We start from the raw sequence: 23,482 nt of genomic DNA on the forward strand, positions 1-23,482 counted from the left end.
TCAAACTCTTCAATTAAAAGTTCGATTTGCTTAAACACGTTAAGCGGTGCTCAGAGATTACTTCGTAATAATTCACTAAATGAATTACTGCTTGGTCACTCTAAGACTTGATATTTTTTGCCACCGAAGTGGCTGATATCGTCTTGTGAGTGCCCACACAGATTGTCTGATAAATTGTTAAAGAGCGTTCGTTGCGAGACTTAACTCAGCAACGTGGGAGGCAGATAATACTCCTTCCCACTGAAGAGTCAACCATTTTCTTTTACAAGATTCGGTGTTTTCACCGGGTTGATTCTTCCTGACTGGGCGACTTGGTTCTCGTTAGAGGAGTCGTTGTTCCCGGTCAGTGGAGGCGCATTATAGGGAGTTCTCAGAAGGCCGCAACCCCTAATTTCAAAAAACTTTCCGACTGCTTTCTTTTTGGCCTGAACGTCTATTAAGACCGCATTAGTGTGATTTTTTATACGATATTTGTCCAAAATCTTCAGCGAATTTGGCTACCTGTTGCCAGTCGGTGTATTCCACTTCTTTACGGGTGTCTGTTTCCCCGCCTGTCATCCGCATAATAAGTTGGATCATGACCTTATCGAACCAGCGATATCGCGGATAACGTAATGCGCCAGCAAAGACATCACACATTGCAGGTTCCCAAGGCGACGCCAGCAGGAATTTACGCACGTAGGCATTAGTCTGTGGCGTACGCTTTTCAGGTTTGCGTGCAGTCAGATTGACGCCGAAAAAAGCTGAAGGCATGCGGTTCAATGTTTCGGCGTGTTTTTTAACGAACTTATCCAGCACCGGGTTGAAGTGGCCGTAACGTATCGAAGCGCCGATCATGATCTGGTCATAGCTTTTCAAATCGACGTGTGCCGCATGGACGAGATCAATAACATCGCAGTAGCACTTCTCTTTCAACTCACTGGCTATATAAGAAGCGATAGCATGTGTCTGCCCGTCACGACTTGAATAGAGTATCAACGCTTTCATACTTGTTTCCCTTTCTTAAAACTCATTCCCGCCAGAACGTCGGCGTGAACAGCACTAATAATGTGAAGACTTCGAGACGACCAAACAACATGGTGACGATCAGGATCCATTTCGCCACTGAATTCATCGAGGCAAAGTTATCCGCCACAACCCCTAAACCAGGCCCAAGGTTATTGAGCGTCGCGGTGACCGCAGCGAAGGCGGAGAAGTTATCTACACCGGTGGCCACAATCGCCAGCATGCTGACAATAAACACCAGCGCATAAGCGGAGAAGAAACCCCATACCGCTTCAATGATACGTTCAGGCAAAGCGCGGCTACCCAATTTAATCGTGTAAACCGCATTGGGGTGAACCAGCCTTTTCAGCTCGCGGGAACCCTGTAAATAAAGCAGAAGGATACGGATCACCTTTAGGCCACCGCCGGTTGAACCCGCACATCCCCCGATAAAGGCAGAACAGAGCAACAGAAGCGGCAAAAACAGCGGCCATTTAGAAATACTGTCCGTGGTATATCCTGCGGTAGTAGCCATTGACACCACCTGGAAAAATGCCTGATTCAGCGTCTCCAGACCGGAACCGTAGGTATTGTGGATCCACAAAATCACCGTACAGATGATCACCAGCGTGAACTGCACACCAATGAACATACGAAATTCCGGATCTCGCCAGTACACTTTCAGGTTTCGCCCGCTCAGTACCGCAAAGTGCAGGCCATAGTTACAGCCGGAAATCAGCAGGAATATCGCGACGATAGTATTGATCGTTCCGCTATGAAAATATCCGATACTGGCGTCGTGCGTTGAGAAGCCGCCGATGGCGATAGTCGAAAAACTGTGGCTGATCGCATCAAAAACCGGCATACCCGCGCCCCATAACGACAGCGCACAAGCGATGGTCAGCAATACATAGATGAGCCAAAGCGTTTTTGCTGTTTCGGCGATACGCGGACGCATCTTGTTATCTTTAAGCGGGCCCGGCATTTCGGCACGGTACAACTGCATCCCGCCGACACCCAATATCGGCAGAATGGCCACAGCGAGCACAATGATCCCCATACCGCCAAACCATTGCAGCATCTGCCGGTAGAAGAGAATCGCTTTGGGCAATGAATCCAACCCGACCAGCGTGGTCGCGCCCGTCGTCGTCAGGCCGGAAAAGGATTCAAAGAAAGCATCGGTAAGGGAGAGATTCGGCCGTTCGGAGAACAGAAAAGGCAATGCCCCGACGCTGCCCAGTACCGTCCAGAACAGCACGACAATCAGGAAACCTTCCCGTGGTTTAAGCTCACTTTTCTGCTTTCGGTTGGGCAACCACAGGAATAATCCAATCGCCAGAGCGACAAAGAAAGTCTGACTGAACGCACGCCCCGCGCCATCGCGGTAGATTAAAGCGACCAGACCGGGAATAATCATCGTTCCCGAGAAAAGGATGACGAGCACCCCCACAATGCGTGTTATGGCACGAAAATGCATGCTGGTGCGTTCCTCAGCGAAGTAATCATAGAAAATTTAAGAAACCGGACGCAGGATAAGTGTGCCACGGCTGATATCGAATAAGTGGCTGACTGTTGCCGGCGCATCTGCAGCAGGCAGCGCCAGAACGAGGTCCACCGCCGCGCCGTACTCACTGCGTAAAATATGCCCACCCACATGCGAAAGTAGCATTTCCACCTGCTGTAACTGGCTGTAATCACACTGTACTGCGTACTTCACCAGCGGAACCTTTTGCTGCACGATAAGTTGTTTTAATGCCTGCTGAACACCACCTCCGTAGGCCTTCACGAGGCCGCCGGTGCCCAGCATAATGCCACCGTAATAACGCACCACGACGGCCGTGATCTCCCCAACCCCGCATCCCATCAGCTGACTTAAGATGGGTTTACCGGCTGTGCCCGCCGGTTCTCCATCATCAGAAAAGCCCAGTTGCTGAGAATCAGCAGGCGCACCAGCCACAAACGCCCAGCAGTGATGACGCGCTGCCGGGTGCTGATGTCTGACATGCTGAATAAAGGCTTTTGCCGCTTCAATGCCTTCCGTTCTTGCCAGTAAGGTGATGAAGCGACTTTTCTTTATTTCTTCGCTGAAACTGACGGACTCAGCGGGGACGGCATAAGGCTGCATCAGGCCAGCTTCAGATCGCGTGTCATATTTTCGATACGATTGTCATGGATGACAATATTGTCTTCGATACGAATACCGCCAAATGGCTTCATCGCATTGATGCGATCCCAGGCAAAATGTTTGCTGAACTGCCCTTCGCGCCACGGTAACAACAACGAATCGATGAAATACAGACCCGGCTCGATAGTCAGTACCATGCCAGGCTCAATCACACGGGTGCAACGCAGGTAAGGATATTGCGAAGGCGCTGCCAGATGTGTACCGGTATCGTCCTGCATAAACCCGGCAACATCATGCACCTGTAATCCCAGCGGATGTCCCAGACCGTGTGGCAGGAAAGGCCCGGTCAGGTTCTGTTCCACCATGGCGTCTTCACTGATATCGACCACCAGCTTGTGCGCTTTCAACAATTTGGCGATGCGGTGATGCATCTGAATATGATAGTCGGTATAGCGCACACCGGCCTTAATCGTATCAATTAACGCGAGTTCTTCCGTATTGAGATCTTTCACCAGTGCGGCGAAATCACTGTCCGGTTTTGCGGCATAGGTCCGCGTCAGGTCAGCGGCATAGCCATTATATTCCGCACCGGCATCAAGCAGGAAGCTGTGCATTTCGGCAGGCGGCTGGTTATCTAGCGTCGTGTAATGCAGTACGGAAGCGTGTTCATTGAGCGCAACAATGTTGTCGTAAGGCACATCGGTATCACGATGACCGGTAGCCGTGAGATACGCCAGATTGATGTCGAATTCACTCATGCCGGAAAGGAACGCCTCTTTCGCCGCACGATGGCCGCTGACCGCGACTTTCTGCGCTTCACGCATACAGGCCAGTTCATAACCCGTTTTGTAAGCGCGATGATAATGCAGGAAATCCAGCACAGCTTTCGGGTTGACGTTGGCAGCTGGAATACCCATGCCGATCGCGCGTTCCTGACTGTAACCGATGTAACCCACACGTTTGAGATCAACCGGCAACTGACCTTTGATATCGTCGGCGTTGGCCAGCGGCGTCAGGGAAATTTCTTTCGTCCAGAAGGAGTCCGGCAGCGGTTCATGGCTGTGCCAGTAGTCCACGGGGGAATAGAACCACAATTTCGGGGCATTCACGCCATCCACCCACAACCAGCAATTCGGCACTTTGGTGACCGGCACCCAGGCCTTGAACTGCGGATTGACTTTGAAGGGATAACTGTGGTCATCAAGGAAGGTCGTCAGCAACTCACCGGAGTGAATCAGTAACGCATCAAGCTGAGAACGTTGCAGAATTTCACGGGCACGCGTCTGCAGCGTGGCAATATGTTCTTTATAAAGCGTAGTAAGCGATTCCATCCAACTCTCCTTTTTTCACCTGAAAGACGATGCAGCATCTTACCACAGCCTCACCGCGACCATAGTCCCGGAAGGTTTGTGATCTTGCCTGCAAATAAAACACATCTCATTTGCAAATTATTAACATAAAAACCACACTCCAAGTCATCTGGTCATACCAGATCATCCCAGATGATTCAGGAGAGACACATGCTCTACCAAGGCGAAACATTACACCTGCACTGGCTCGATGACGGTATCGCGGAGCTGGTGTTTGATGCCCCAGGCTCGGTCAATAAACTCGATACCCAAACGGTTGCCAGCCTGGGCGAAGCGATTGCAGTACTTGAAAAGCAGTCTGAGCTGAAAGGCTTACTGCTGAGTTCAGCCAAACCTGCATTTATTGTCGGTGCGGATATCACCGAGTTTTTGTCCCTGTTTAACGCACCTGCGGAAAAACTGCAGGAGTGGCTGAATTTCGCCAACCGCATTTTTAACCGTCTGGAAGATCTGCCGGTACCGACCCTTTCCGCTATCAGCGGTTATGCGCTGGGCGGCGGTTGCGAATGCGTACTGGCGACCGATTTTCGCATCAGTACGGCCGATGCACGTATCGGATTGCCGGAAACCAGCTTAGGTATCATGCCGGGCTTCGGCGGATCCGTGCGTCTGCCACGCCTGATTGGCACAGACAGTGCACTGGAAATTATCGCAGCCGGGAAAAACATCAGCGGGAAAGAGGCCCTGAAAGTCGGTCTGGTAGATGCCGTCGTTGAAGCAGACAAACTACGCGATGCAGGCATTACCATGCTGAAAAATGCCGCTGACGGCAAACTGGAATGGCATAACCGCCGCGCCCCGAAACGTCTGCCGCTGAAACTCAGCCAGATTGAAGCGACGATGAGTTTCAGCGTCGCCAAAAGCATGGTCATGCAAAATGCCGGCAAGCATTATCCCGCGCCTATGGCCGCCGTGAAAACGATTGAAGCCGCCGCTCGCCTGGGCCGTGATGAAGCATTACAACTGGAAACCGCCAGCTTTGTACCGCTCGCACAATCTAAAGAAGCCCGCGCACTGGTCAGCATTTTCCTTAACGATCAGTTTGTGAAAGGCAAAGCAAAAAAACTGGCTCAAGGGAGTGATAAACCGACGCAAGCTGCGGTGCTGGGTGCCGGCATTATGGGCGGCGGGATAGCTTATCAGTCGGCCCTGAAAGGTGTACCGGTCGTCATGAAAGATATCAACGATCAGTCCCTGACTCTGGGCATGAACGAGGCCGCTAAGTTGCTAAACAAGCAACTGGAGCGTGGCAAACTTGATGGTCTGAAAATGGCCAAAGTCCTGTCGACCATTCATCCGACTCTCAATTACAGCGGAATCGAACATGCCACCGTCGTGGTCGAAGCCGTGGTCGAGAATCCAAAAGTAAAAGCCGCAGTGTTGGCTGAAGCTGAATCTTTACTCGGTACCGGTGCCGTTCTGGCTTCCAATACTTCGACCATTCCTATCAATCAGCTGGCATCCTCGCTGAAAAATCCGGAAAACTTCTGCGGTATGCACTTCTTCAACCCGGTTCACCGGATGCCGTTGGTGGAAATCGTGCGGGGTGAAAAAACCTCAGACACGACAATTTCACGCATTGTCTCTTACGCGCTGGCAATGGGGAAAACACCGATCGTCGTCAATGACTGCCCGGGCTTCTTCGTTAACCGCGTGTTGTTCCCGTATTTTTCCGGTTTCAGTTTGCTGTTGCGTGATGGTGCCGATTTCCGCCAGATCGACAAAGTGATGGAAAAACAGTTCGGCTGGCCAATGGGCCCGGCTTATCTGCTGGATGTGGTCGGCATCGACACTGCCCATCACGCCCAGGCAGTGATGGCCGCCGGTTTCCCGGAGCGTATGTCGCGCAATTACCGTGATGCTGTTGATGTGCTGTTTGATAACCGTCGTTTTGGTCAAAAAAACCATCTTGGCTTCTACCGTTACAGCGAAGACAGCAAGGGCAAGCCACGCAAGGAGGTCGATGAACAGGCAATCAGCCTGCTGGCCGATAATCTAAAACCGTCACATGCGGATTTCTCGCCGCAGGACATCATTGCCCGCATGATGATCCCGATGATTAACGAAGTGGTACGCTGTTTCGAAGAAGGCATCATTGCCAGCCCGGCCGAAGCCGACATGGCGCTGGTGTATGGCATCGGTTTCCCTCCGTTCCATGGGGGACCGTTCCGTTATCTGGATACCCTCGGTACCGCTGCGTATCTGAAAATGACCGAACAGTACACACACCTGGGGCCGATGTATCAGGCACCAAGCGGGTTACGCGTCAAAGCGCAAACCAATGAAAGTTACTATCCGGTTGCGGCGCCGCTGGAAAACCTCAGCACCGGTAATCAGGCATAAGGACCGAAATCATGGAAAACGTAGTCATTGTTGATGCAGTCCGCACGCCGATGGGCCGTTCTAAAGGCGGCGCATTCCGCCACGTCAGGGCTGAAGATCTCTCCGCACATCTGATGCGCGCCGTGCTGACCCGCAACCCGGCACTCAACGCCAAAGATATTGATGATATTTACTGGGGCTGCGTCCAGCAGACGCTGGAACAAGGCTTCAATATTGCCCGCAACGCGTCGCTGCTGGCAGAAATTCCGCACAGCGTTCCCGCAACTACGATCAACCGTTTGTGCGGTTCTTCCATGCAGGCACTGCACGACGCAGCGCGCGCGATTATGGTTGGCGACGCACAAGTCAGCCTGATCGGTGGCGTGGAACATATGGGTCACGTACCGATGAATCACGGCGTGGATTTCCATCCAGGTCTGAGCAAGACCGTAGCGAAAGCTGCAGGCATGATGGGACTGACAGCTGAAATGCTGGCGAAAATGCACCAGATCAGCCGTGAAATGCAGGATGAATTTGCCGCACGTTCACATCAGCGCGCCCATGCAGCCACCGTTGCCGGGCATTTTGCTAACGAAATCGTGGCGACCGAAGGCCATAACGCCGACGGTGTGCTGACCCGTTATGACTTCGATGAAGTGATCCGCCCGGAAACTACTGTCGCCACGCTGGCAGCTTTACGTCCGGCGTTCGATCCGGTGAACGGTACCGTTACGGCGGGCACATCCTCGGCCCTCTCCGACGGCGCATCGGCGATGTTGCTGATGAGTGAATCTCATGCCAAATCTTTAGGTCTGAAAGCCCGCGCCCGCATCCGTGCTATGGCGGTAGTCGGCTGCGACCCGTCGATTATGGGTTACGGCCCTGTGCCGGCAACGCGTCTGGCATTGAAACGCGCCGGGCTAAACGTGCAGGACATCGGTCTGTTCGAACTGAATGAAGCTTTTGCCGCACAAGCTTTACCGTGCGTGAAAGATTTGGGACTGCTGGAAACCATGGAAGAACGCGTCAATCTGAACGGCGGTGCCATTGCGCTCGGTCATCCGCTCGGCTGTTCCGGCTCGCGTATTTCCACCACGTTGCTGAATCTGATGGAACGCCGCGACGTACAATTTGGCGTGGCCACCATGTGTATCGGTTTGGGACAGGGCATCGCGACCGTTTTCGAACGCGTCTGATTTCCCTCTTCCTGAAAAACACAAAAGCGGGCATTAAGCCCGCTTTCATCAATCTGTCATTACCGTTTTAGTTGCCTTTTTCCCGCCTGTCAGGGGCGGGCTTTTTCATTATTCAATCAGATGAAAGAGAAGGCATCACCAAACAGACGGTCTTCCTGTGCACCGCGTTCTGCGACAAAACGTTCACGGGCGATTTTTGCCATCTCAAAACGACCCGCGATATAAATATCGTACTCAGCCAGTGAGGAGAAATCCTGTAGCACTGCGCTCAGGACAGTACCGCTTCTGCCCTGCCATCCTTCTTCCGGCTGTTCAACCACCGGGATCACTTTCAGGTTCGGGTGATTGATGCTCAGCGCTTCCAGTTCACTGAGATCATACAGATGCTTCAGTTCACGGCCGCCCCAGTAAATAGAAATATCACGATGTGGTTGTTGTTCGAGCGCGGTGATCAAAATAGAACGCACGTAAGAAAATCCGGTTCCGCCCGCAATCAGCACCAGCGGACGTTCACCGTCTTCACGCAACCAGGCATCGCCGTGCGGAATATCCACGGTGATGGCCTGTTCTTTCAAAATGCGATCCATCACGGCCATCGCGTACAGATTCAGTTCAGACGCGCCAATGTGCAACTCAATCACATTGTGTTGGGCCGGCGTGGAAGCCAGAGAGAACGGGCGCTTGTCACGCTCATCCATTACCACCATCAGATACTGACCCGCGCGGAACGAGAAAGGCGCTTCCGGAACCAGCCGGACGCGATACACCGTATCGGTTATCGCCTCAACTGAGGTCACTTTACAGCTCAATGTTGTCATGCGGTCCCTCTGTGGGTCGTCAAAGCAAAGCGTAGGACAAAGATTCGATTATTTTTTCGTATCGTCTTTATCATTAAGAATAGCGAGTTCGTGCCAAATAGCGTCGATACGCGCGGTGACTTCCGGATCTTTCACAATCGGACGCCCCCATTCACGCTGCGTTTCGCCCGGCCATTTATTGGTAGCATCCATCCCCATTTTCGAGCCAAGGCCCGACACAGGGGAAGCAAAATCAAGATAATCAATCGGGGTATTTTCTACCAGAACCGTATCCCGCGCGGGATCCATTCGGGTCGTGATCGCCCAAATCACATCGTTCCAGTCACGGGCATTCACGTCATCGTCGCACACAATCACAAACTTGGTGTACATGAACTGTCGCAGGAAGGACCAGACCCCCATCATCACGCGTTTCGCATGACCCGCGTACTGCTTCTTCATGGTAACGACAGCCAGACGGTAGGAGCAACCCTCAGGCGGCAAATAGAAATCAACAATTTCCGGAAACTGCTTTTTCAGAATCGGCACAAACACTTCATTCAGCGCCACACCCAGTACTGCAGGTTCATCCGGCGGACGGCCAGTATAGGTCGAATGATAGATAGCATCTTTACGCTGTGTCATGTGCGTAATGGTGAACACCGGGAAGTTGTCCACTTCATTATAGTAGCCGGTGTGGTCACCATACGGGCCTTCCGGTGCCATTTCACCCGGCTCGATATACCCTTCCAGCACAATTTCGGCGCTGGCCGGCACTTCCAAATCGTTAGAAATACATTTAACCACTTCCGTTTTGTTGCCACGCAACAGCCCGGCAAAGGCATATTCAGAAAGCGTATCTGGAACCGGCGTCACAGCACCAAGAATCGTAGCCGGATCAGCCCCCAGCGCAACAGAAACCGGAAAACGCTGACCCGGATTCTGTTTGCACCATTCCTGAAAATCAAGCGCACCGCCGCGATGGGACAACCAGCGCATGATCACTTTATTTTTACCCAGCACCTGCTGACGATATATGCCCAGATTCTGACGCGGCTTGTTCGGTCCCCGGGTGACAGTCAGTCCCCAGGTGATGAGCGGCGCGGCATCTTCCGGCCAGCACTGCATCACCGGAATTTTGGTGATATCGACCGCATCACCTTCCCAAATCTGCTGCTGGCACGGGGCGGAATGCAGCATTTTGGTCGACATATTCAGCACCTGTTTAAACTTTGGCGCTTTGTCGTATAAATCACGCAAGCCCCGCGGTGGCTCAGGTTCTTTCAGAAATGCCAGTAATTCACCGACTTCCCGCAACGCACTGACATCTTCTTTGCCCATGCCCATCGCCACACGCTGAGGTGTGCCAAATAAATTGCACAGAACCGGCATGTCGTAGCCTTTGGGGTTTTCGAACAAAAGCGCGGGACCGCCTGCACGCAGGGTGCGATCGGCAATTTCGGTCATTTCCAGATAAGGGTCAACTGACTGGCTAATGCGTTTCAGTTGGCCTCTCTTTTCAAGTAACGAGAGGAAGTCACGTAAATCACGGTATTTCATGCTGATTCTGAGTCGCCGGGTTGAAGGAGAGCATTATAGAGCCTCTCCGGGGTTGTTGCTGCCTTTTTGTTATCAGCAAGTTTGTTATGAGTAAATTTCTTAACAGTAACTAAAGTCTGATAACGTAAAAACTGTATAACCGTCAGCCGGGTATTTCTGGACTGACGGTGCGGAAGTAGTATCGTGACGACAATTACAGGCAGTTAAAAGGCACCAGAGACTGAATCGCCTGAGTGTCCTGATATTCCTGCGTGTCCTGTCCGTGACGGAAAACTTTAAAACCCTGCTCTTTCGCACTGAAGTAGCTCAGATTGTTGCCGGACACCTGTAACAGGCTGCCTTCACGCAACGCAATTACTGATTCCGACGGATTAACCGCGCAGAATTCCGCAATGCGCTCATCACGGGTTTCACCCATATGACCGCTTAAATGGGCATCAATATAGTGCGGATTGATTTGCACCGGGAACAGGCCAAGAGAAGGCAGAACCACAGAGTTGCGAACAGGCATATCATTGGTGGTACGGATACTGGGTGTGGCAACATTACAGCCCGCACTCCAGCCGATATAAGGTACATTGCGCTCACGCACTGCCCGCTGGATCGGCACGATCAGGCTGTGTTCATGCAACATTTGATTAAGCATCCAGGTATTCCCGCCGCTGATCAAAATACATTCCGCGCTGGCAATCGCTTCAGCCGGGTTTGCTGCATGATGAATACTGCTAACGTCAATGCCCAGCACATCAGAAAGCTCCAGGGCGCGGGCATCGTAATCACTGCGGATCAGGGCATAAGGGATTAGGACAGCTGAGGTAATCTTGTGCGCCTCAAACATAGTCTGGATACGCGCTTTAGCGTAGCCCAGTAACTCAGATTCACCTGAAAGCTTACCGTTACTCAGTAAGAATAACTCCATGAGATTTCTCCTGATAAAATAGGACTAATAGAGGGGATAAGAATGCGCTTTTCTCCGATAATAAAAGATAACGGGCCGACAATCAGCAAACGTCTGCAGAGACTTGCACTGTCTATATCTCCTGAGCGGCTTTTGGTATGCTGCCCCGCTCGACGCTTTTATGTGGGAAACTATGGAATCCTGGTATTTACTCTATTGCAAACGTGGTCAGCTTCTTCGCGCAAAAGAACATCTTGAGCGCCAGCACGTTAACTGCCTGACGCCAATGATCACGCTTGAAAAACTGGTGCGCGGACGCCGCACTGCGGTCAGCGAGCCACTGTTTCCGAATTATATGTTCGTCGAGTTCGACCCTGAGCGGATCCATACCACGACTATCAACGCAACGCGTGGTGTCAGCCACTTCATCCGCTTTGGTGCGAAACTTGCCACCGTCCAGCCTGATGTCATTAAACAGTTGATGGAACCGCCATCAGTTGATATTCGTGATCCTGATACACCGTATGAAGGCGATCAGGTGGTGATTACCGGCGGAATTTTTGCCGGTATCGAAGCGATTTATACTGAACCGGACGGCGAAGCACGTTCACTGCTGATGCTTAATCTCATCAACCAGCCGGTTCGTCAGAGCATCGAAAATACGCACTTCCAAAAAATGTAACCGGTATTCCCGCTCTGTTGAACTGGATGGGTCGACCGTAAAAAGGCACTGTCCTGCAGTACCTTTTTACGGGGTTCAGCCGCGTGCCGGAAGGGCAAAAAGCTTACGCGCATTGTCATCCGTAACGTCCGCCAGCCATAGGGGATCCTCACCACGCCAAAGAGCCACCTGCTTCACAATATGCGGCAGGAAAGCGGGTTCATTGCGACGGTTTTTCGGTTTGTTTTCCATATCACGCGGCAGTAAATACGGTGCATCGGTTTCCAGCAATAACCTCTCTGCCGGGATCAGCGGCAGCATTTCACGCAGTTCCAGCCCGCGACGCTCATCACATACCCAACCGGTAATACCCACCGACAGTCCGAGAGATAAATACAACTCAAGCTCCTGACGGGTGCCGGTAAAACAATGAACCACACCGCCCGGCAAACCGGACAGCCAAGGTTTGAGCAACGCGGCGAAGCGCTCCCCAGCATCGCGACAATGCAGAAAGACCGGTAATTGCAGTTCTTTCGCCAGCGCCAGCTGCGCGGTAAAAGCCGCTTCCTGCCGATCTGCCGGAGAAAAGTTACGATTGAAATCCAGCCCGCACTCGCCGATCGCAACCACATTGGGTAACGCTGCGAGCTCGCGGATACCGGCTTCAACCTGCGCATTCCAGTCGCTCGCCTGATGCGGATGCACACCCGCCGTCGACCAGCAAAAATCAGGATGATCATCCGCCATTTTCTGCGCTTCGACACTTTCCTGCGCTGACGTTCCGGTGATCAACATGCCGCTCAGACCGGCGGCTCTGGCTCTTTCCACCACCTGCAGCCGGTCTTTATCAAACTGACTGCTGGTAAGATTTATACCGATTTCAAACATGAGGAGTCCTGAAACAGAAACCGCCCAACAGGGCGGTTTCTCTATAACGAAAAAAACTTTAAGCAGACTGATCCGGATCGGTCTCGTTGTCGACGTCCGACCGGCGACGGCCTCCGACATAGAAACGGGCAAAGAACACGCCAATTTCAAATAGCAGGTACATCGGAATGGCCAGCAACGTTTGCGAGAATACATCCGGCGGTGTTAACAACATCCCCACTACAAAAGCCCCGACCAGTACATAAGGACGTTTCTTTTTCAGATCTTCCGGGGTCGTTACACCACTCCAGCAAAGCAGCACAATCGCGATAGGCACTTCAAAGGAGACGCCAAACGCCATAAACAACGCCATCACGAAATCGAGGTAGTTGTTAATGTCGGTGGCTATCTGCACGCCAGCCGGTGCGGTTTTCGCAAAGAAAGCGAACGCCAGCGGGAACACGACGAAATAAGCAAACGCCACACCGAGATAGAATAACGCGGAGCTTGAGAACAGCAGCGGCATCATGAGCCGGCGTTCGTGTTTGTAAAGTGCCGGTGCTACAAATGCCCAGACCTGATACAAAATGAACGGTGCAGAGACAAACACCGAGACGATCATAGTCAGTTTGATAGGCGTAAAGAACGGCGACGCGACGTCAGTCGCAATCATGCTCGCACCCAACGGCATTTGCTTGATCAGCGGCGATGCCACCAGTTGATAGATGTCATTTGCAAAATAAACCAGCGCTAAAAACACCACAATAATACAGATAATGGCATTCAGCAGACGTTTACGTAGCTCGATCAGATGGCTGATAAGGGGTTGTGTATCTTCAACGGCCATGTTTAACGCTCGCCTGTCGTTTGAGTTGATGAAGCCGGTTTAACCGGTGCTGTGGGTTCCTCCACAGGGGCTTCAGCCGCGGTTTTCACAACAGGTGAAACGTCAACAGAACTGTCAGCGATAGGTTCCACCGATGCCGCCAGCGTTTCAGCTGCGACATGCGCCGTTCTGTTTGATGCCAGGGCAGCATCAACAGCACTTTGCGGTGCAGCGGCTGGTGCAGAAATTACCTTGTCGGCAGCAGCAGGAGAGACACCTGCATCATGGTGCGCTTCAGCTTCATCCAGAACAGGATTGTGGATAGTGTTGCCTTCCGCTTTGGCGTCTTCGACAGCCTTCTCCGCAGGATTCAATCCTGAATTGATCGACTGCTTCATAGATTCTGCGGCCTCTTTCAACTCGTCCATAGACGCTTTGATTTCTGGCGTGAGATTCTTCAGACCGGATTCTTCCGCTTTCTTCAGGCTATCCTGCAATTCCTGGAGTTTCAGTTCCTGCGATAATTCGCTCTGAACTGAAGCAGCCATTGCACGAAGCGTACGGATCCAGCCTGCTACTGTTCTGACTGCTACAGGTAAACGCTCGGGCCCGAGGACAACCAGGCCAATCACCAATACCAGCAGCAGTTCACTAAATCCAATATCGAACACGGCTTATACCTGCTCTTTGTTTTGGCTCTTGGTGTCTTCTGCTTTCGTTTCTGGCTTGCTTTCAACAGACTTGGCTACGAAATCAGCGTCATTAGGAGGAATGTCAGCGTCTTTAGGTTTTGGCTGAGTGTCGTCATCACTCATAGCTTTTTTAAAACCTTTGATCGATGCACCCAAATCAGCGCCCAGACCACGCAGTTTCTTCGTACCGAACAGCAGTACTACAAGAACAACGAGGATTAGGATTTTTGTAATACTAATACCACCCATTATTTTCACCTCAAATAGGAAGGAACCACATTCATTGCCGTCCGCAAACGGCATTCGATTTAAAACAATTTGTTTAGCTGGCGCGTTTCCATCCGATTAACCATGAAACAGCACCTGCTGCCATCAGGCAAGCGGGGTAAACCTTAACGCCGCCTAACAGTAAAAGGGTTCCGCTCAACAACAGCGTCGCACCCATTCCCAACAAATAACGAGACTGTCCCTGACGGGAACTCTGGTTATGAATCTGGGAGGAAAGTTTCTCAATGTTGTATTGCAACAGCTTGTGCTGCTGCAGGCTCTGATAAACCAAATCTGGCAGTTCAGGCATTTTCTCAATCCAGAACGGCGCACGCTCTTTCAGTGCACGGATCATCGCTGGCAGGCCAACCTGATCACGAACCCAGCTTTCGAGGAAAGGTTTCGCCGTTGTCCACAAATCCAGTTGAGGATAAAGCTGACGCCCGAGGCCTTCGACATACAACAGTGTCTTTTGCAGCAACACCAGCTGAGGCTGGACTTCCATATTAAAACGGCGAGCCGTATTAAACAGATTTAACAATACGTTACCGAAGGAAATATCCGCCAGCGGTTTCTCAAAAATCGGTTCACACACTGTCCGGATCGCAAATTCGAATTCTTCAACGTTGGTATCACGCGGGACCCAGCCGGAATCGACATGCAACTCCGCCACTTTGCGGTAATCGCGATTAAAGAACGCGATGAAATTCTCCGCCAGATAGCGTTTGTCTTCCTTGTTGAGCGAACCAACTATGCCGCAATCAATGCCTATGTAGCAAGGATCTTCCGGCGTTTCGTAGCTCACAAAAATATTGCCCGGATGCATATCGGCATGAAAGAAACTGTCGCGGAAAACCTGAGTGAAGAAGACCTGCACACCGCGCTCCGCCAGCAATTTCATATTGGTGCCCTGCTTTTTCAGCGCCTCAATATCAGAAACAGGGATCCCATAAATACGTTCCATCACCATCAGTTGTTCGCTGCAATAATCCGGATAAACTTCCGGCACATACAGCATCGGGCTCCCTTCAAAGTTACGACGAAGCTGAATGGCATTCGCGGCTTCACGTAGCAGATTCAGTTCATCAAGCAGCGTTTTTTCATACTCGCGCACCACTTCACGCGGACGCAAACGGCGGCCATCTGGCAACAGAATCGGCAACCAGCCAGCAAGACGCGACATCAAACGGATGTCCGCAACAATGGTCGGTAAAATATCCGGGCGGATAACTTTGAGCACCACTGGTTTGCCGTTTTCTTTCAGGATCGCTGTATGCACCTGAGCAATCGACGCAGATGCCAGCGGTGTCTGGTCGAACTCATCAAACCAGGTTTCCAGCGGGCCACCCAGCGCAGCATTAATTTGCTGACGGGCTTTTGCGCCATCAAACGGCGGAACATGGTCCTGGAGCAAAGCCAGTTGATCGGCAATTTGCGGAGGGAAAAGATCGCGGCGTGTCGACATCATCTGACCGAACTTGATCCATACCGGTCCAAGTTGTTCCAGTGCCAGACGCATGCGCTCACCCAACGGTTTTTCTTTATGACGATGAGGTAACCAGAAAAAAAGATAACGCCCCATTCTCAGCGGTAACGTTAAGCGGATTTTAGGGATCAGTTCGTCAAGGCCGTAGATCAGAAACATGCGGATAATCAGATATAAACGTCGCATTTCCCTAGGCGTCACGGTTTATCCTCCAGTTTTTTGATTCGTTTATCCAGCGCATCCAGTTCGCCCACCAGTGCGGAAACCTCATCACTAAACCAGACAACTTCCAGCGGACCGGGTGCCATTTTCCACTCTTCCGTCAGCGTTTGCGCTACATAGCTCTGCTGATGTTTCAGCCCTTTTTGCAGAAAGCTGAAAGCCCCCTGCACAGCCTGGCTCACGCCCTGTGCCGCAATATCACCGATATAGGGTGCCAGAAACTCAGCAGGCTCAATTTCCGCCATATCCAGCAATGCAGAAAATTGCTGAACCACGGCGATATCACCATCAACCACCAGCCCGCCACTACGCATCATTGGCGACAACTGCTGGCGATCACGTAACTTATGCAGCACTGACAGTTTCGAGGTGACAGTGCAATCCGCCGCCCCATCCCATTGCCCGAGCACATCAATTTTGTGTTCACTGAATACAAACGTCAGGGGTGTACTCAGTTCCTGCAATTCGACACGCAGAACTTTGCCGGCCAGACGTGTCCGTGCCGCCTTCATGCTGCGATCTCTGAAAAGCAGGTAATTAAGCGGCGTCTCGATAGCGGCAGTCAGTAACGGCGTTAACAACATCGGCATACTCATATCAGAATTTGAAACCCCGATGTAACGCCACGATGCCGCCAGTCAGGTTGTGATAAGTCACATTTTCAAAACCTGCGTCTGCCATCATTCCTTTCAGTGTTTCCTGATCCGGATGCATACGAATTGATTCAGCCAGATAACGATAGCTTTCCGCATCATGCGCAACCAGTTCACCTATACGCGGTAAAATATGGAAGGAATAGGTGTCATAAGCTTTGCTCAGCGGTTTGAACACCGGTTTGGAGAATTCTAATACCAGCAGACGGCCGCCCGGCTTGAGGACACGGAACATGGAGCGCAGCGCCTTCTCTTTTTCAGTCACATTACGCAGACCGAAAGAGATGGTGATGCAGTCAAAATAATTGTCCGGGAACGGCAGGGCCTCGGCATTCGCCTGAACGTAACTGACGTTGCCAACGATGCCGAGATTGCGCAGCTTTTCGCGCCCCATCTTCAACATGGAATCGTTGATATCCGCCAGAACGACTTCGCCTTTCTCACCCACCAGACGGGAGAATTTTGCGGTCAGATCGCCCGTACCACCGGCCAGATCCAGCACACGTTGTCCCTGACGGACACCGCTGCAATCAATTGTGAAGCGTTTCCAGATGCGATGAATACCAAAAGACATCAGGTCATTCATCAAATCATATTTTGCCGCAACGGAATGGAAGACTTCTGCCACCATTTCCTGTTTTTCATCTTTGGCTACTGTACGAAAACCAAAATGGGTGGTTTCCGGCGTCTGCTTTTCCATTATTTATGCCTGCTTTTTCAGTCGAACTCTTGGGGAGAAGTGTATCAGAACCCGTTCGAAAGCCCCATCACCGATGGTGATTCAACATATTGCGAAGATTCACGCATTGAATCACACACAATGCGGCCCCTCTGAGAGCAATGCCTGCTCGTGAGCGGTTAACTCACCCGGGTTCAGCGTCTGTTCTTCTTCCGCATCAGAGGTATCGGGCAGAGATGCGGTGTCTTCAGGTTCGTTTTCCGCTTTCGCTATTTCAGCCAGAGAGGGACTGATAGGTCGTTTAACTTCAACACCCAGCGCGCGAAAACTTTCCACCTGCCCGATAAGATTACCACGGCCTTGCGAGAGTTTATTCATCGCGGATCGATAACTTCCCTGCGCTTTGTCGAGACTTTGTCCCATCGACTCCATGTCATCCACAAACAGTCGCAGTTTGTCGTAAAGACGGGCCGCGCGATCGGCGATACGTTTGGCGTTCTGACTCTGATGCTCATAGCGCCACAAGTTGCTGATCGTTCGTAGCGCCACCAGCAAGGTCGTCGGGCTGACCAACATAATATTGTGGCGAAGCGCTTCGCTGATCAATTCGGGCTCCCGGTCGATAGCCAACAGAAAAGCAGGCTCAACGGGGATAAACATCAGCACATAATCGAGGCTGCGCAGACCGGGAAGTTGCTGGTAATCTTTGCGCCCGAGCAGGCGGATATGTCCGCGCACTGAGGCAATATGTTCATTGAGTGCCGCTTCCCGCTCGCTGTCATCCTCACTGTTGAAATAACGCTCATACGCAACCAGCGTCATTTTGGCGTCAATCACCACGTCTTTATTCTGCGGTAACCGTACGACCACATCAGGTTGCATCCGGCTGTTGCTATCCACCTGCACGCTGACCTGCGTCTGGTATTCATGCCCTTCGCGTAAACCGGAAGCCTCGAGCACGCGACTCAGAACCACTTCACCCCAGTTGCCCTGCGTTTTATTATCACCTTTCAGAGCTTTAGTCAGGTTGACGGCTTCGCGTGCCATCTCCACATTCAGTTGCTGTAAATTGCGGATCTCATGCGCCAGCGTATGTCGCTCACGGGCTTCCTGCCCGAAGCTGTCCTGCACCTGGCGGCGGAAACCATCCAGTTGCTCACGCAACGGCAGCAGTAACTTATCGAGACTTTGCTTGTTCTGTTCATCGGCACGACGGCCATTTTGTTCGAAAATCCGGTTAGCCAGGTTTTCAAACTGGCTGCTCAGGCGCTGTTCGCTGTTAATCAGCAGACGCTGCTTTTCTTCAGCCGCCATGCGGGTTTCGTCCAGACGGGTCGAAACCTCACGCAACTCAGCTTCCTGCGCACTGTTGATTTCCCGCTGCGCACGCAGTTCCTGATTGAGTTGGTCACACTCGTTTTGCCAGTGGACAAGAAGTTGTAATTTTTCCTGGCTGGCCGCCTGCAGACTGTACAGTTTTCGCAGCTCAAGTTCAGCTTCACGCAGTTGCTGCTGGCCTGATTGCCGCTCGATTTTGTGCGTATCATTTTCCGTTTTAAGCTGTTCCAGCGATTGTTCCAGCAAACGGCGTTGCGTTTCATACTCCGTCTGTTGTTGCTGTTGGCGCAAACTGGCAATCAGCCATCCTAAGAGTAAGCCAATTAACCCTGCCCCCAGGGCAGTCAGAATGCTGATATCCACGTGATTTCCCTCTTCAAGTCTCTTGCGGCCAAGGTAATGTCAGGCTGTATGGATGTCCAGTCTATTTTCTGTTGCATTGAACCTTTGCGAGACGTCTTCCAAAAAGGAATTTCTCTGTATTTGCCCCCTTGCGACGGGCAACGACAGAGGGCAGGATTTAAAACCAGCGGCTCAGCCACTGAATGCCAAACGCACCGGGTGCCAGAATGCCGAAAGCCCAGATAAGTGCCGAGGTCACATTCGCAATCTGGAAATACTTTTGCGGCATACCGCAGATGCCAGCAACCAGTGGCACAACGGCGCGAAGCGGGCCAAAAAAGCGGCCGATAAAGGCCCCCGGCATGCCCCATTTTTCAAAGAAAGCATGCCCCCGAACCAACATTTGCGGATGACGGGAGAAAGGCCAGAAATTGCCAACACGATCCTGATAACGGGCACCAATCCAGTAAGAAAGCCAGTCGCCCAGGAAAGCCCCCGCAGCGGCGGCTGCCCAGATGGGCCAGAACGGTATGCCGGTTTCGCCAATCAGCGCACCGAGCCCCAACAAGATAAACGTTGCCGGAAGCAGCAGGGAAAGGAATGCCAGCGATTCACCAAAGGCCAGAAAAAAAACGATCGGCGCAGCCCACACCTGATGGGCACGAATGAAGGTAGAGGTGTACTCAAGAAGGTCGTGAACAGTCAAAAATGCAGTTCCTTGTGTCAGAGATCCGGGAGGGAATACATCAATTATTCCAGATGGATTACTAACATGACCTTAACAGATCTGCTTAACAGAGCAAAAAAACGGGCCGTCAGAGGCCCGTTGATAAGATGTGGTTGTTTTAGTTTTATAGGGACTAAAGCAGTCTGCGGGCCGCTTCGACAACAATCTTCACCGCATGGCTTTCGGTCTTTTTCATGGTTTCCGCATTAGGGATTTCCTGCTGCGTGCGGTTCACGATAACACCGGCAACCATCCCGGCGCGCAGACCCTGGCTTGCACACATGGTCAGCAGAGTCGCGGATTCCATTTCGTAGTTCATGACGCCCATTTCCTGCCATTCTTTCATCGATTCTTTGAAGCGACGGACAACACGGCCGGAGTAAGTGTCATAACGTTCCTGACCCGGATAGAACGTGTCAGAAGATGCAGTAACGCCAATGTGTGTCGCGGCTCCCACGGCTTCTGCCGCCGCAACCAGCGCGGTAGTGCAGGCAAAATCGGCTACCGCAGGGAATTCCATCGGCGCAAAGTGCAGGCTCGCGCCATCAAGACGAACGGCAGCGGTCGTGACCAGCACGTCACCGACATTGATATGTGGTTGGATCGCACCCGTTGTGCCGACACGCAGGAAAGTACGGATCCCCAGCTGCGCCAGTTCTTCCACTGCGATGGAGGTAGAAGGCCCGCCGATACCGGTTGAGCAAACAATCACAGATTTGCCATCAAGCTCAGCACGCCATGAGGTAAATTCGCGGTGGGAGGCCAGACGAACCGGGTTCTCCATCAGTTTGGCAATTTTTTCTACGCGCTCAGGATCGCCGGGAACAATCGCCAGCGTCGCGCCGTTTAAATCTTTTTTGGCCAGGCCAAGATGGAAAACTTCGGGCTGAGACATAACAAACTCCTCTGTGTGTAAGGTCATTTATTGGCAGGAGGAACACCCGGCAACTGTACTCAACATTGTGACGTTATTTCGTGACGGTCGTCACTATGATGTAACAACTTGAATTGCGCATACATTTATTTTGTGACTCTCATCGCAAAATAAAGGTGCATTTCACGGAAACCTGAACAGGCAATCTCCGTTACCGGAGGTTGCCTGCTTTTCAGCTACAGCAAATCAGGCAGGCACAGCCTCTGCCAACGCACTGCGTGACCAGATCCGGTGTTTGAGCATTTCTTTCAGGAACGTTTTCAGTAATGCTCCCTCCGCTTTTTCACCTTCGACAATGCCCTCTTCCGGCACGTCATCCGTCAACCCCAGCAGTGATTTGAAGCGGCGTGCATCGCCACTTAGGCCTACGACTTTCAGATGCTTGTAGGCCTCGAGCACGTAATGCCGCGCATCGCCGTTCATGAGCAGTGCATCGATATGTCCGTGCGGAACAATCACCGCATCCACGGTGATGGAAGGCGCCCCGGCAAAGGTTGCATCAACCGGCAACGTGGAGCCATCATCGGCAGTTACATTTCCTAAATGACTGGCCAGCAGTTTAGGATGGACGCCTGCGACCTGAAGCGCCTGCAACGTTTCCAGAACATCTGCCGCTTTCACGCCCTCCCCCAATAATATTGCCACCTGACGTCCTTTGAGCGTGCCTTTACCGCTGGCATACAAACTCAGCGACGGATCATTTTTCAGGCCATTCACCGGCTTCGGCGGTTTGATATTCAGAGTATCTGCGGAAAGGGTAATACCCAGATTCTTCGCCACTTTTTGCGCCAGCGTCTGATCAACATGCGCCAACAGATCCACCACCCGCTCGCGGATATAAGGCCGCGCCACTTTCGATAATTCAAATGAGAAGGCCCCGATAATATGATCCTGCTCCGCCGCTGTCTGGCTCAGCCAGAACAGGCGCGGATGGGCATAATATTCGGCAAATGACGGGCTGCGCTGACGAATTTTTTCTGCACCAATACGCTCAGGATAACTTTCAAAGCCGCCGCCGGATGCTGCCGGAGGCGTTTCCCTTGGCCAGTTATTGTTGATGGAATTCGGCTCGTAGTTTGCCGGATTGGTATCAATATCCTGGCGGTGCATACCGTCACGCTGGAAGTTATGGAAAGGACATGTCGGCCGGTTGATCGGAATTTCATGGAAATTTGGCCCGCCAAGACGGCTGATTTGCGTATCGGTGTAAGAGAACAAACGCCCCTGTAACAACGGATCATTGGTAAAATCTATGCCCGGCACAATATGTCCGGGATGGAACGCGGCTTGCTCGGTTTCAGCAAAGAAATTATCGGGGTTACGGTTAAGCACCATTTTGCCGATCAGTTCTACGGGCACCAGTTTTTCGGGAATGAGTTTAGTCGGGTCGAGCAAGTCGAAATCAAATTTGAACTCGTCTTCTTCCGGGATCAACTGAACCCCCAGTTCGTATTCCGGATAATCTCCGGCTTCGATGGCTTCCCACAAATCACGGCGGTGAAAATCCGCGTCTTTCCCCGCCAGTTTCTGTGCTTCATCCCATAACAGAGACGCTTTTCCGGCCACCGGTTTCCAGTGGAAACGGACAAAAGTGGCTTTCCCTTCGGCATTCACAAAGCGGAACGTATGAATGCCGAAACCTTCCATCGTGCGGTAACTGCGCGGAATGCCGCGGTCAGACATCGCCCAGAAAACGTTATGCAACGTTTCCGGTTGCAGAGAAACGTAATCCCAGAAGGAATCATGCGCACTCGCGCCTTGCGGGATTTCATTATGCGGTTCAGGTTTGACCGCGTGGACAAAGTCAGGGAATTTATGTGCATCCTGAATAAAGAACACCGGCGTATTGTTACCCACCAGATCGTAAATCCCTTCATCCGTATAAAATTTGGTCGCCCAGCCGCGGATATCACGTACGGTATCTGCCGAGCCGCGGGACCCCTGAACAGTAGAAAATCGTACAAAAACCGGGGTTTTCTTTTCGGGGTCTGAAAGGAAACTGGCTTTGGTGACATCTTTCATATTGCGGTATGGCTGAAAATAACCGTGCGCTGCCGCACCGCGCGCATGAACGATACGTTCCGGGATGCGCTCATGGTCAAAGTGAGTGATTTTTTCGCGCAGGATGAAATCTTCAAGCAGTGTCGGACCGCGGCTTCCGGCTTTCAGCGAATTCTGGTCATCGGCAATTTTGGTGCCCTGATTGGTGGTCAGCGGCTGTTTTTCTCCATTTTTGCGGTGGTGTTCTAATGCATCAAGTTTGGTATTGCTATTTTTCGGACTCCTGGCGCTACCGGAAGCTGTCGGTTCTTTTCCTGGCGGTGTAGGTTGTGCTGAAGGCTGATAAGCACGATCCGCGGGGGCAAGATCCCCCAGGCCTGGCTGCGAAGACTCAATGCCCGTGGCGGGGGCGCGGCTTACCGGTTTTAACTCACTTTTCTTGGTGACTTTAGAGGGTGATTTGGACATTGAACATAGCTCCTCGGCAAAAGTTTCGGGTGTTCTGTGAATCTTCCGTGATGACTTTCCTGATTAA

Annotated in this window: 21 protein-coding genes; 3 read left to right on the plus strand and 18 right to left on the minus strand. The window is 51.9% G+C overall.

Annotation, left to right across the window (positions count from 1 at the left end; translation table 11 throughout):
* Positions 1-447: 447 nt before the first annotated feature.
* The 4 genes from hemG to pepQ are packed head-to-tail and all read right to left on the minus strand — an operon-like array spanning position 448 to position 4,440.
* Positions 448-987, minus strand: coding sequence for a menaquinone-dependent protoporphyrinogen IX dehydrogenase (hemG, locus tag ACOZIO_RS21880; RefSeq protein WP_421595722.1), 540 nt, complete (start codon positions 985-987; stop codon positions 448-450).
* Between the two features lie 22 nt (positions 988-1,009).
* Positions 1,010-2,461, minus strand: a complete 1,452-nt coding sequence (gene trkH / locus ACOZIO_RS21885; protein WP_129955146.1) for a Trk system potassium transporter TrkH — start codon at positions 2,459-2,461, stop codon at positions 1,010-1,012.
* Positions 2,462-2,497: 36 nt separating this feature from the next.
* Positions 2,498-3,109, minus strand: a complete 612-nt coding sequence (locus tag ACOZIO_RS21890) for an IMPACT family protein (RefSeq protein WP_129955147.1) — start codon at positions 3,107-3,109, stop codon at positions 2,498-2,500.
* A complete protein-coding gene (gene pepQ / locus ACOZIO_RS21895; protein ID WP_129955148.1) occupies positions 3,109-4,440 on the minus strand; it encodes a Xaa-Pro dipeptidase in 1,332 nt (443 codons plus the stop codon). The genes ACOZIO_RS21890 and pepQ overlap by 1 nt, the downstream gene beginning before the upstream one ends.
* Positions 4,441-4,629: 189 nt before the next feature.
* Here pepQ and fadB point away from each other — a divergent pair, with 189 nt between their 5' ends.
* Together fadB and fadA are read left to right on the plus strand one after the other, a co-directional pair.
* A complete protein-coding gene (gene fadB / locus ACOZIO_RS21900) occupies positions 4,630-6,822 on the plus strand; it encodes a fatty acid oxidation complex subunit alpha FadB (RefSeq protein WP_217137678.1) in 2,193 nt (730 codons plus the stop codon).
* An 11-nt stretch (positions 6,823-6,833) separates the two neighbouring features.
* On the plus strand, positions 6,834-7,997 hold the full coding sequence (gene fadA, locus ACOZIO_RS21905; protein WP_421595723.1) for an acetyl-CoA C-acyltransferase FadA: 1,164 nt from the start codon (positions 6,834-6,836) through the stop codon (positions 7,995-7,997).
* A gap of 116 nt (positions 7,998-8,113) precedes the next feature.
* On the opposite strand, the gene fre is transcribed toward fadA, so the two are convergent.
* The 3 genes from fre to pepE all read right to left on the minus strand — a co-directional run bounded on the left by fre (position 8,114) and on the right by pepE (position 11,273).
* Positions 8,114-8,815 carry an NAD(P)H-flavin reductase gene (gene fre / locus ACOZIO_RS21910; RefSeq protein WP_129955151.1) on the minus strand — a complete coding sequence of 234 codons (702 nt, stop codon included), beginning with the start codon at positions 8,813-8,815 and terminating at the stop codon, positions 8,114-8,116.
* Between the two features lie 48 nt (positions 8,816-8,863).
* Complete coding sequence (gene ubiD / locus ACOZIO_RS21915) at positions 8,864-10,354, minus strand: 4-hydroxy-3-polyprenylbenzoate decarboxylase (RefSeq protein WP_129955152.1); 1,491 nt, start codon at positions 10,352-10,354, stop codon at positions 8,864-8,866.
* 193 nt (positions 10,355-10,547) lie between these two features.
* Positions 10,548-11,273 (minus strand): dipeptidase PepE, encoded by a 726-nt coding sequence (pepE, locus tag ACOZIO_RS21920; protein ID WP_129992174.1) that lies wholly within the window; start codon positions 11,271-11,273, stop codon positions 10,548-10,550.
* A gap of 172 nt (positions 11,274-11,445) precedes the next feature.
* Here pepE and rfaH point away from each other — a divergent pair, with 172 nt between their 5' ends.
* Complete coding sequence (gene rfaH, locus ACOZIO_RS21925) at positions 11,446-11,934, plus strand: transcription/translation regulatory transformer protein RfaH (RefSeq protein WP_205951622.1); 489 nt, start codon at positions 11,446-11,448, stop codon at positions 11,932-11,934.
* A 75-nt stretch (positions 11,935-12,009) separates the two neighbouring features.
* Here rfaH and tatD read toward each other — a convergent pair whose 3' ends face one another.
* The 11 genes from tatD to katE form a co-directional block, all read right to left on the minus strand.
* Positions 12,010-12,801 carry a 3'-5' ssDNA/RNA exonuclease TatD gene (gene tatD, locus ACOZIO_RS21930; RefSeq protein WP_217157493.1) on the minus strand — a complete coding sequence of 264 codons (792 nt, stop codon included), beginning with the start codon at positions 12,799-12,801 and terminating at the stop codon, positions 12,010-12,012.
* A gap of 58 nt (positions 12,802-12,859) precedes the next feature.
* Complete coding sequence (gene tatC, locus ACOZIO_RS21935) at positions 12,860-13,627, minus strand: Sec-independent protein translocase subunit TatC (RefSeq protein WP_129955155.1); 768 nt, start codon at positions 13,625-13,627, stop codon at positions 12,860-12,862.
* Between the two features lie 2 nt (positions 13,628-13,629).
* Positions 13,630-14,277 (minus strand): Sec-independent protein translocase protein TatB, encoded by a 648-nt coding sequence (tatB, locus tag ACOZIO_RS21940; protein ID WP_129955156.1) that lies wholly within the window; start codon positions 14,275-14,277, stop codon positions 13,630-13,632.
* Positions 14,278-14,280: 3 nt separating this feature from the next.
* The gene (gene tatA, locus ACOZIO_RS21945) at positions 14,281-14,547 is read right to left on the minus strand and encodes a twin-arginine translocase TatA/TatE family subunit (protein WP_129992171.1); all 267 of its coding nucleotides are present in this window, start codon (positions 14,545-14,547) and stop codon (positions 14,281-14,283) included.
* Positions 14,548-14,620: 73 nt separating this feature from the next.
* On the minus strand, positions 14,621-16,252 hold the full coding sequence (ubiB, locus tag ACOZIO_RS21950) for a ubiquinone biosynthesis regulatory protein kinase UbiB (RefSeq protein WP_129992170.1): 1,632 nt from the start codon (positions 16,250-16,252) through the stop codon (positions 14,621-14,623).
* A complete protein-coding gene (gene ubiJ / locus ACOZIO_RS21955; RefSeq protein ID WP_129955238.1) occupies positions 16,249-16,857 on the minus strand; it encodes a ubiquinone biosynthesis protein UbiJ in 609 nt (202 codons plus the stop codon). Before ubiJ ends, ubiB begins: the two co-directional genes overlap by 4 nt.
* 13 nt (positions 16,858-16,870) lie before the next feature.
* A complete protein-coding gene (ubiE, locus tag ACOZIO_RS21960; protein WP_129955159.1) occupies positions 16,871-17,626 on the minus strand; it encodes a bifunctional demethylmenaquinone methyltransferase/2-methoxy-6-polyprenyl-1,4-benzoquinol methylase UbiE in 756 nt (251 codons plus the stop codon).
* Positions 17,627-17,737: 111 nt separating this feature from the next.
* A complete protein-coding gene (gene rmuC, locus ACOZIO_RS21965) occupies positions 17,738-19,306 on the minus strand; it encodes a DNA recombination protein RmuC (protein WP_421595724.1) in 1,569 nt (522 codons plus the stop codon).
* Positions 19,307-19,463: 157 nt separating this feature from the next.
* The gene (locus tag ACOZIO_RS21970) at positions 19,464-19,991 is read right to left on the minus strand and encodes a DedA family protein (RefSeq protein ID WP_377426374.1); all 528 of its coding nucleotides are present in this window, start codon (positions 19,989-19,991) and stop codon (positions 19,464-19,466) included.
* Positions 19,992-20,145: 154 nt separating this feature from the next.
* Positions 20,146-20,907 carry a uridine phosphorylase gene (gene udp, locus ACOZIO_RS21975; protein ID WP_217137682.1) on the minus strand — a complete coding sequence of 254 codons (762 nt, stop codon included), beginning with the start codon at positions 20,905-20,907 and terminating at the stop codon, positions 20,146-20,148.
* A 225-nt stretch (positions 20,908-21,132) separates the two neighbouring features.
* Positions 21,133-23,415, minus strand: coding sequence for a catalase HPII (katE, locus tag ACOZIO_RS21980; protein WP_129955162.1), 2,283 nt, complete (start codon positions 23,413-23,415; stop codon positions 21,133-21,135).
* Positions 23,416-23,482: the final 67 nt, after the last annotated feature.

This window comes from Rahnella sp. PD4, from assembly GCF_049199325.1.
Classification (GTDB): Bacteria; Pseudomonadota; Gammaproteobacteria; order Enterobacterales; family Enterobacteriaceae; genus Rahnella; species Rahnella perminowiae.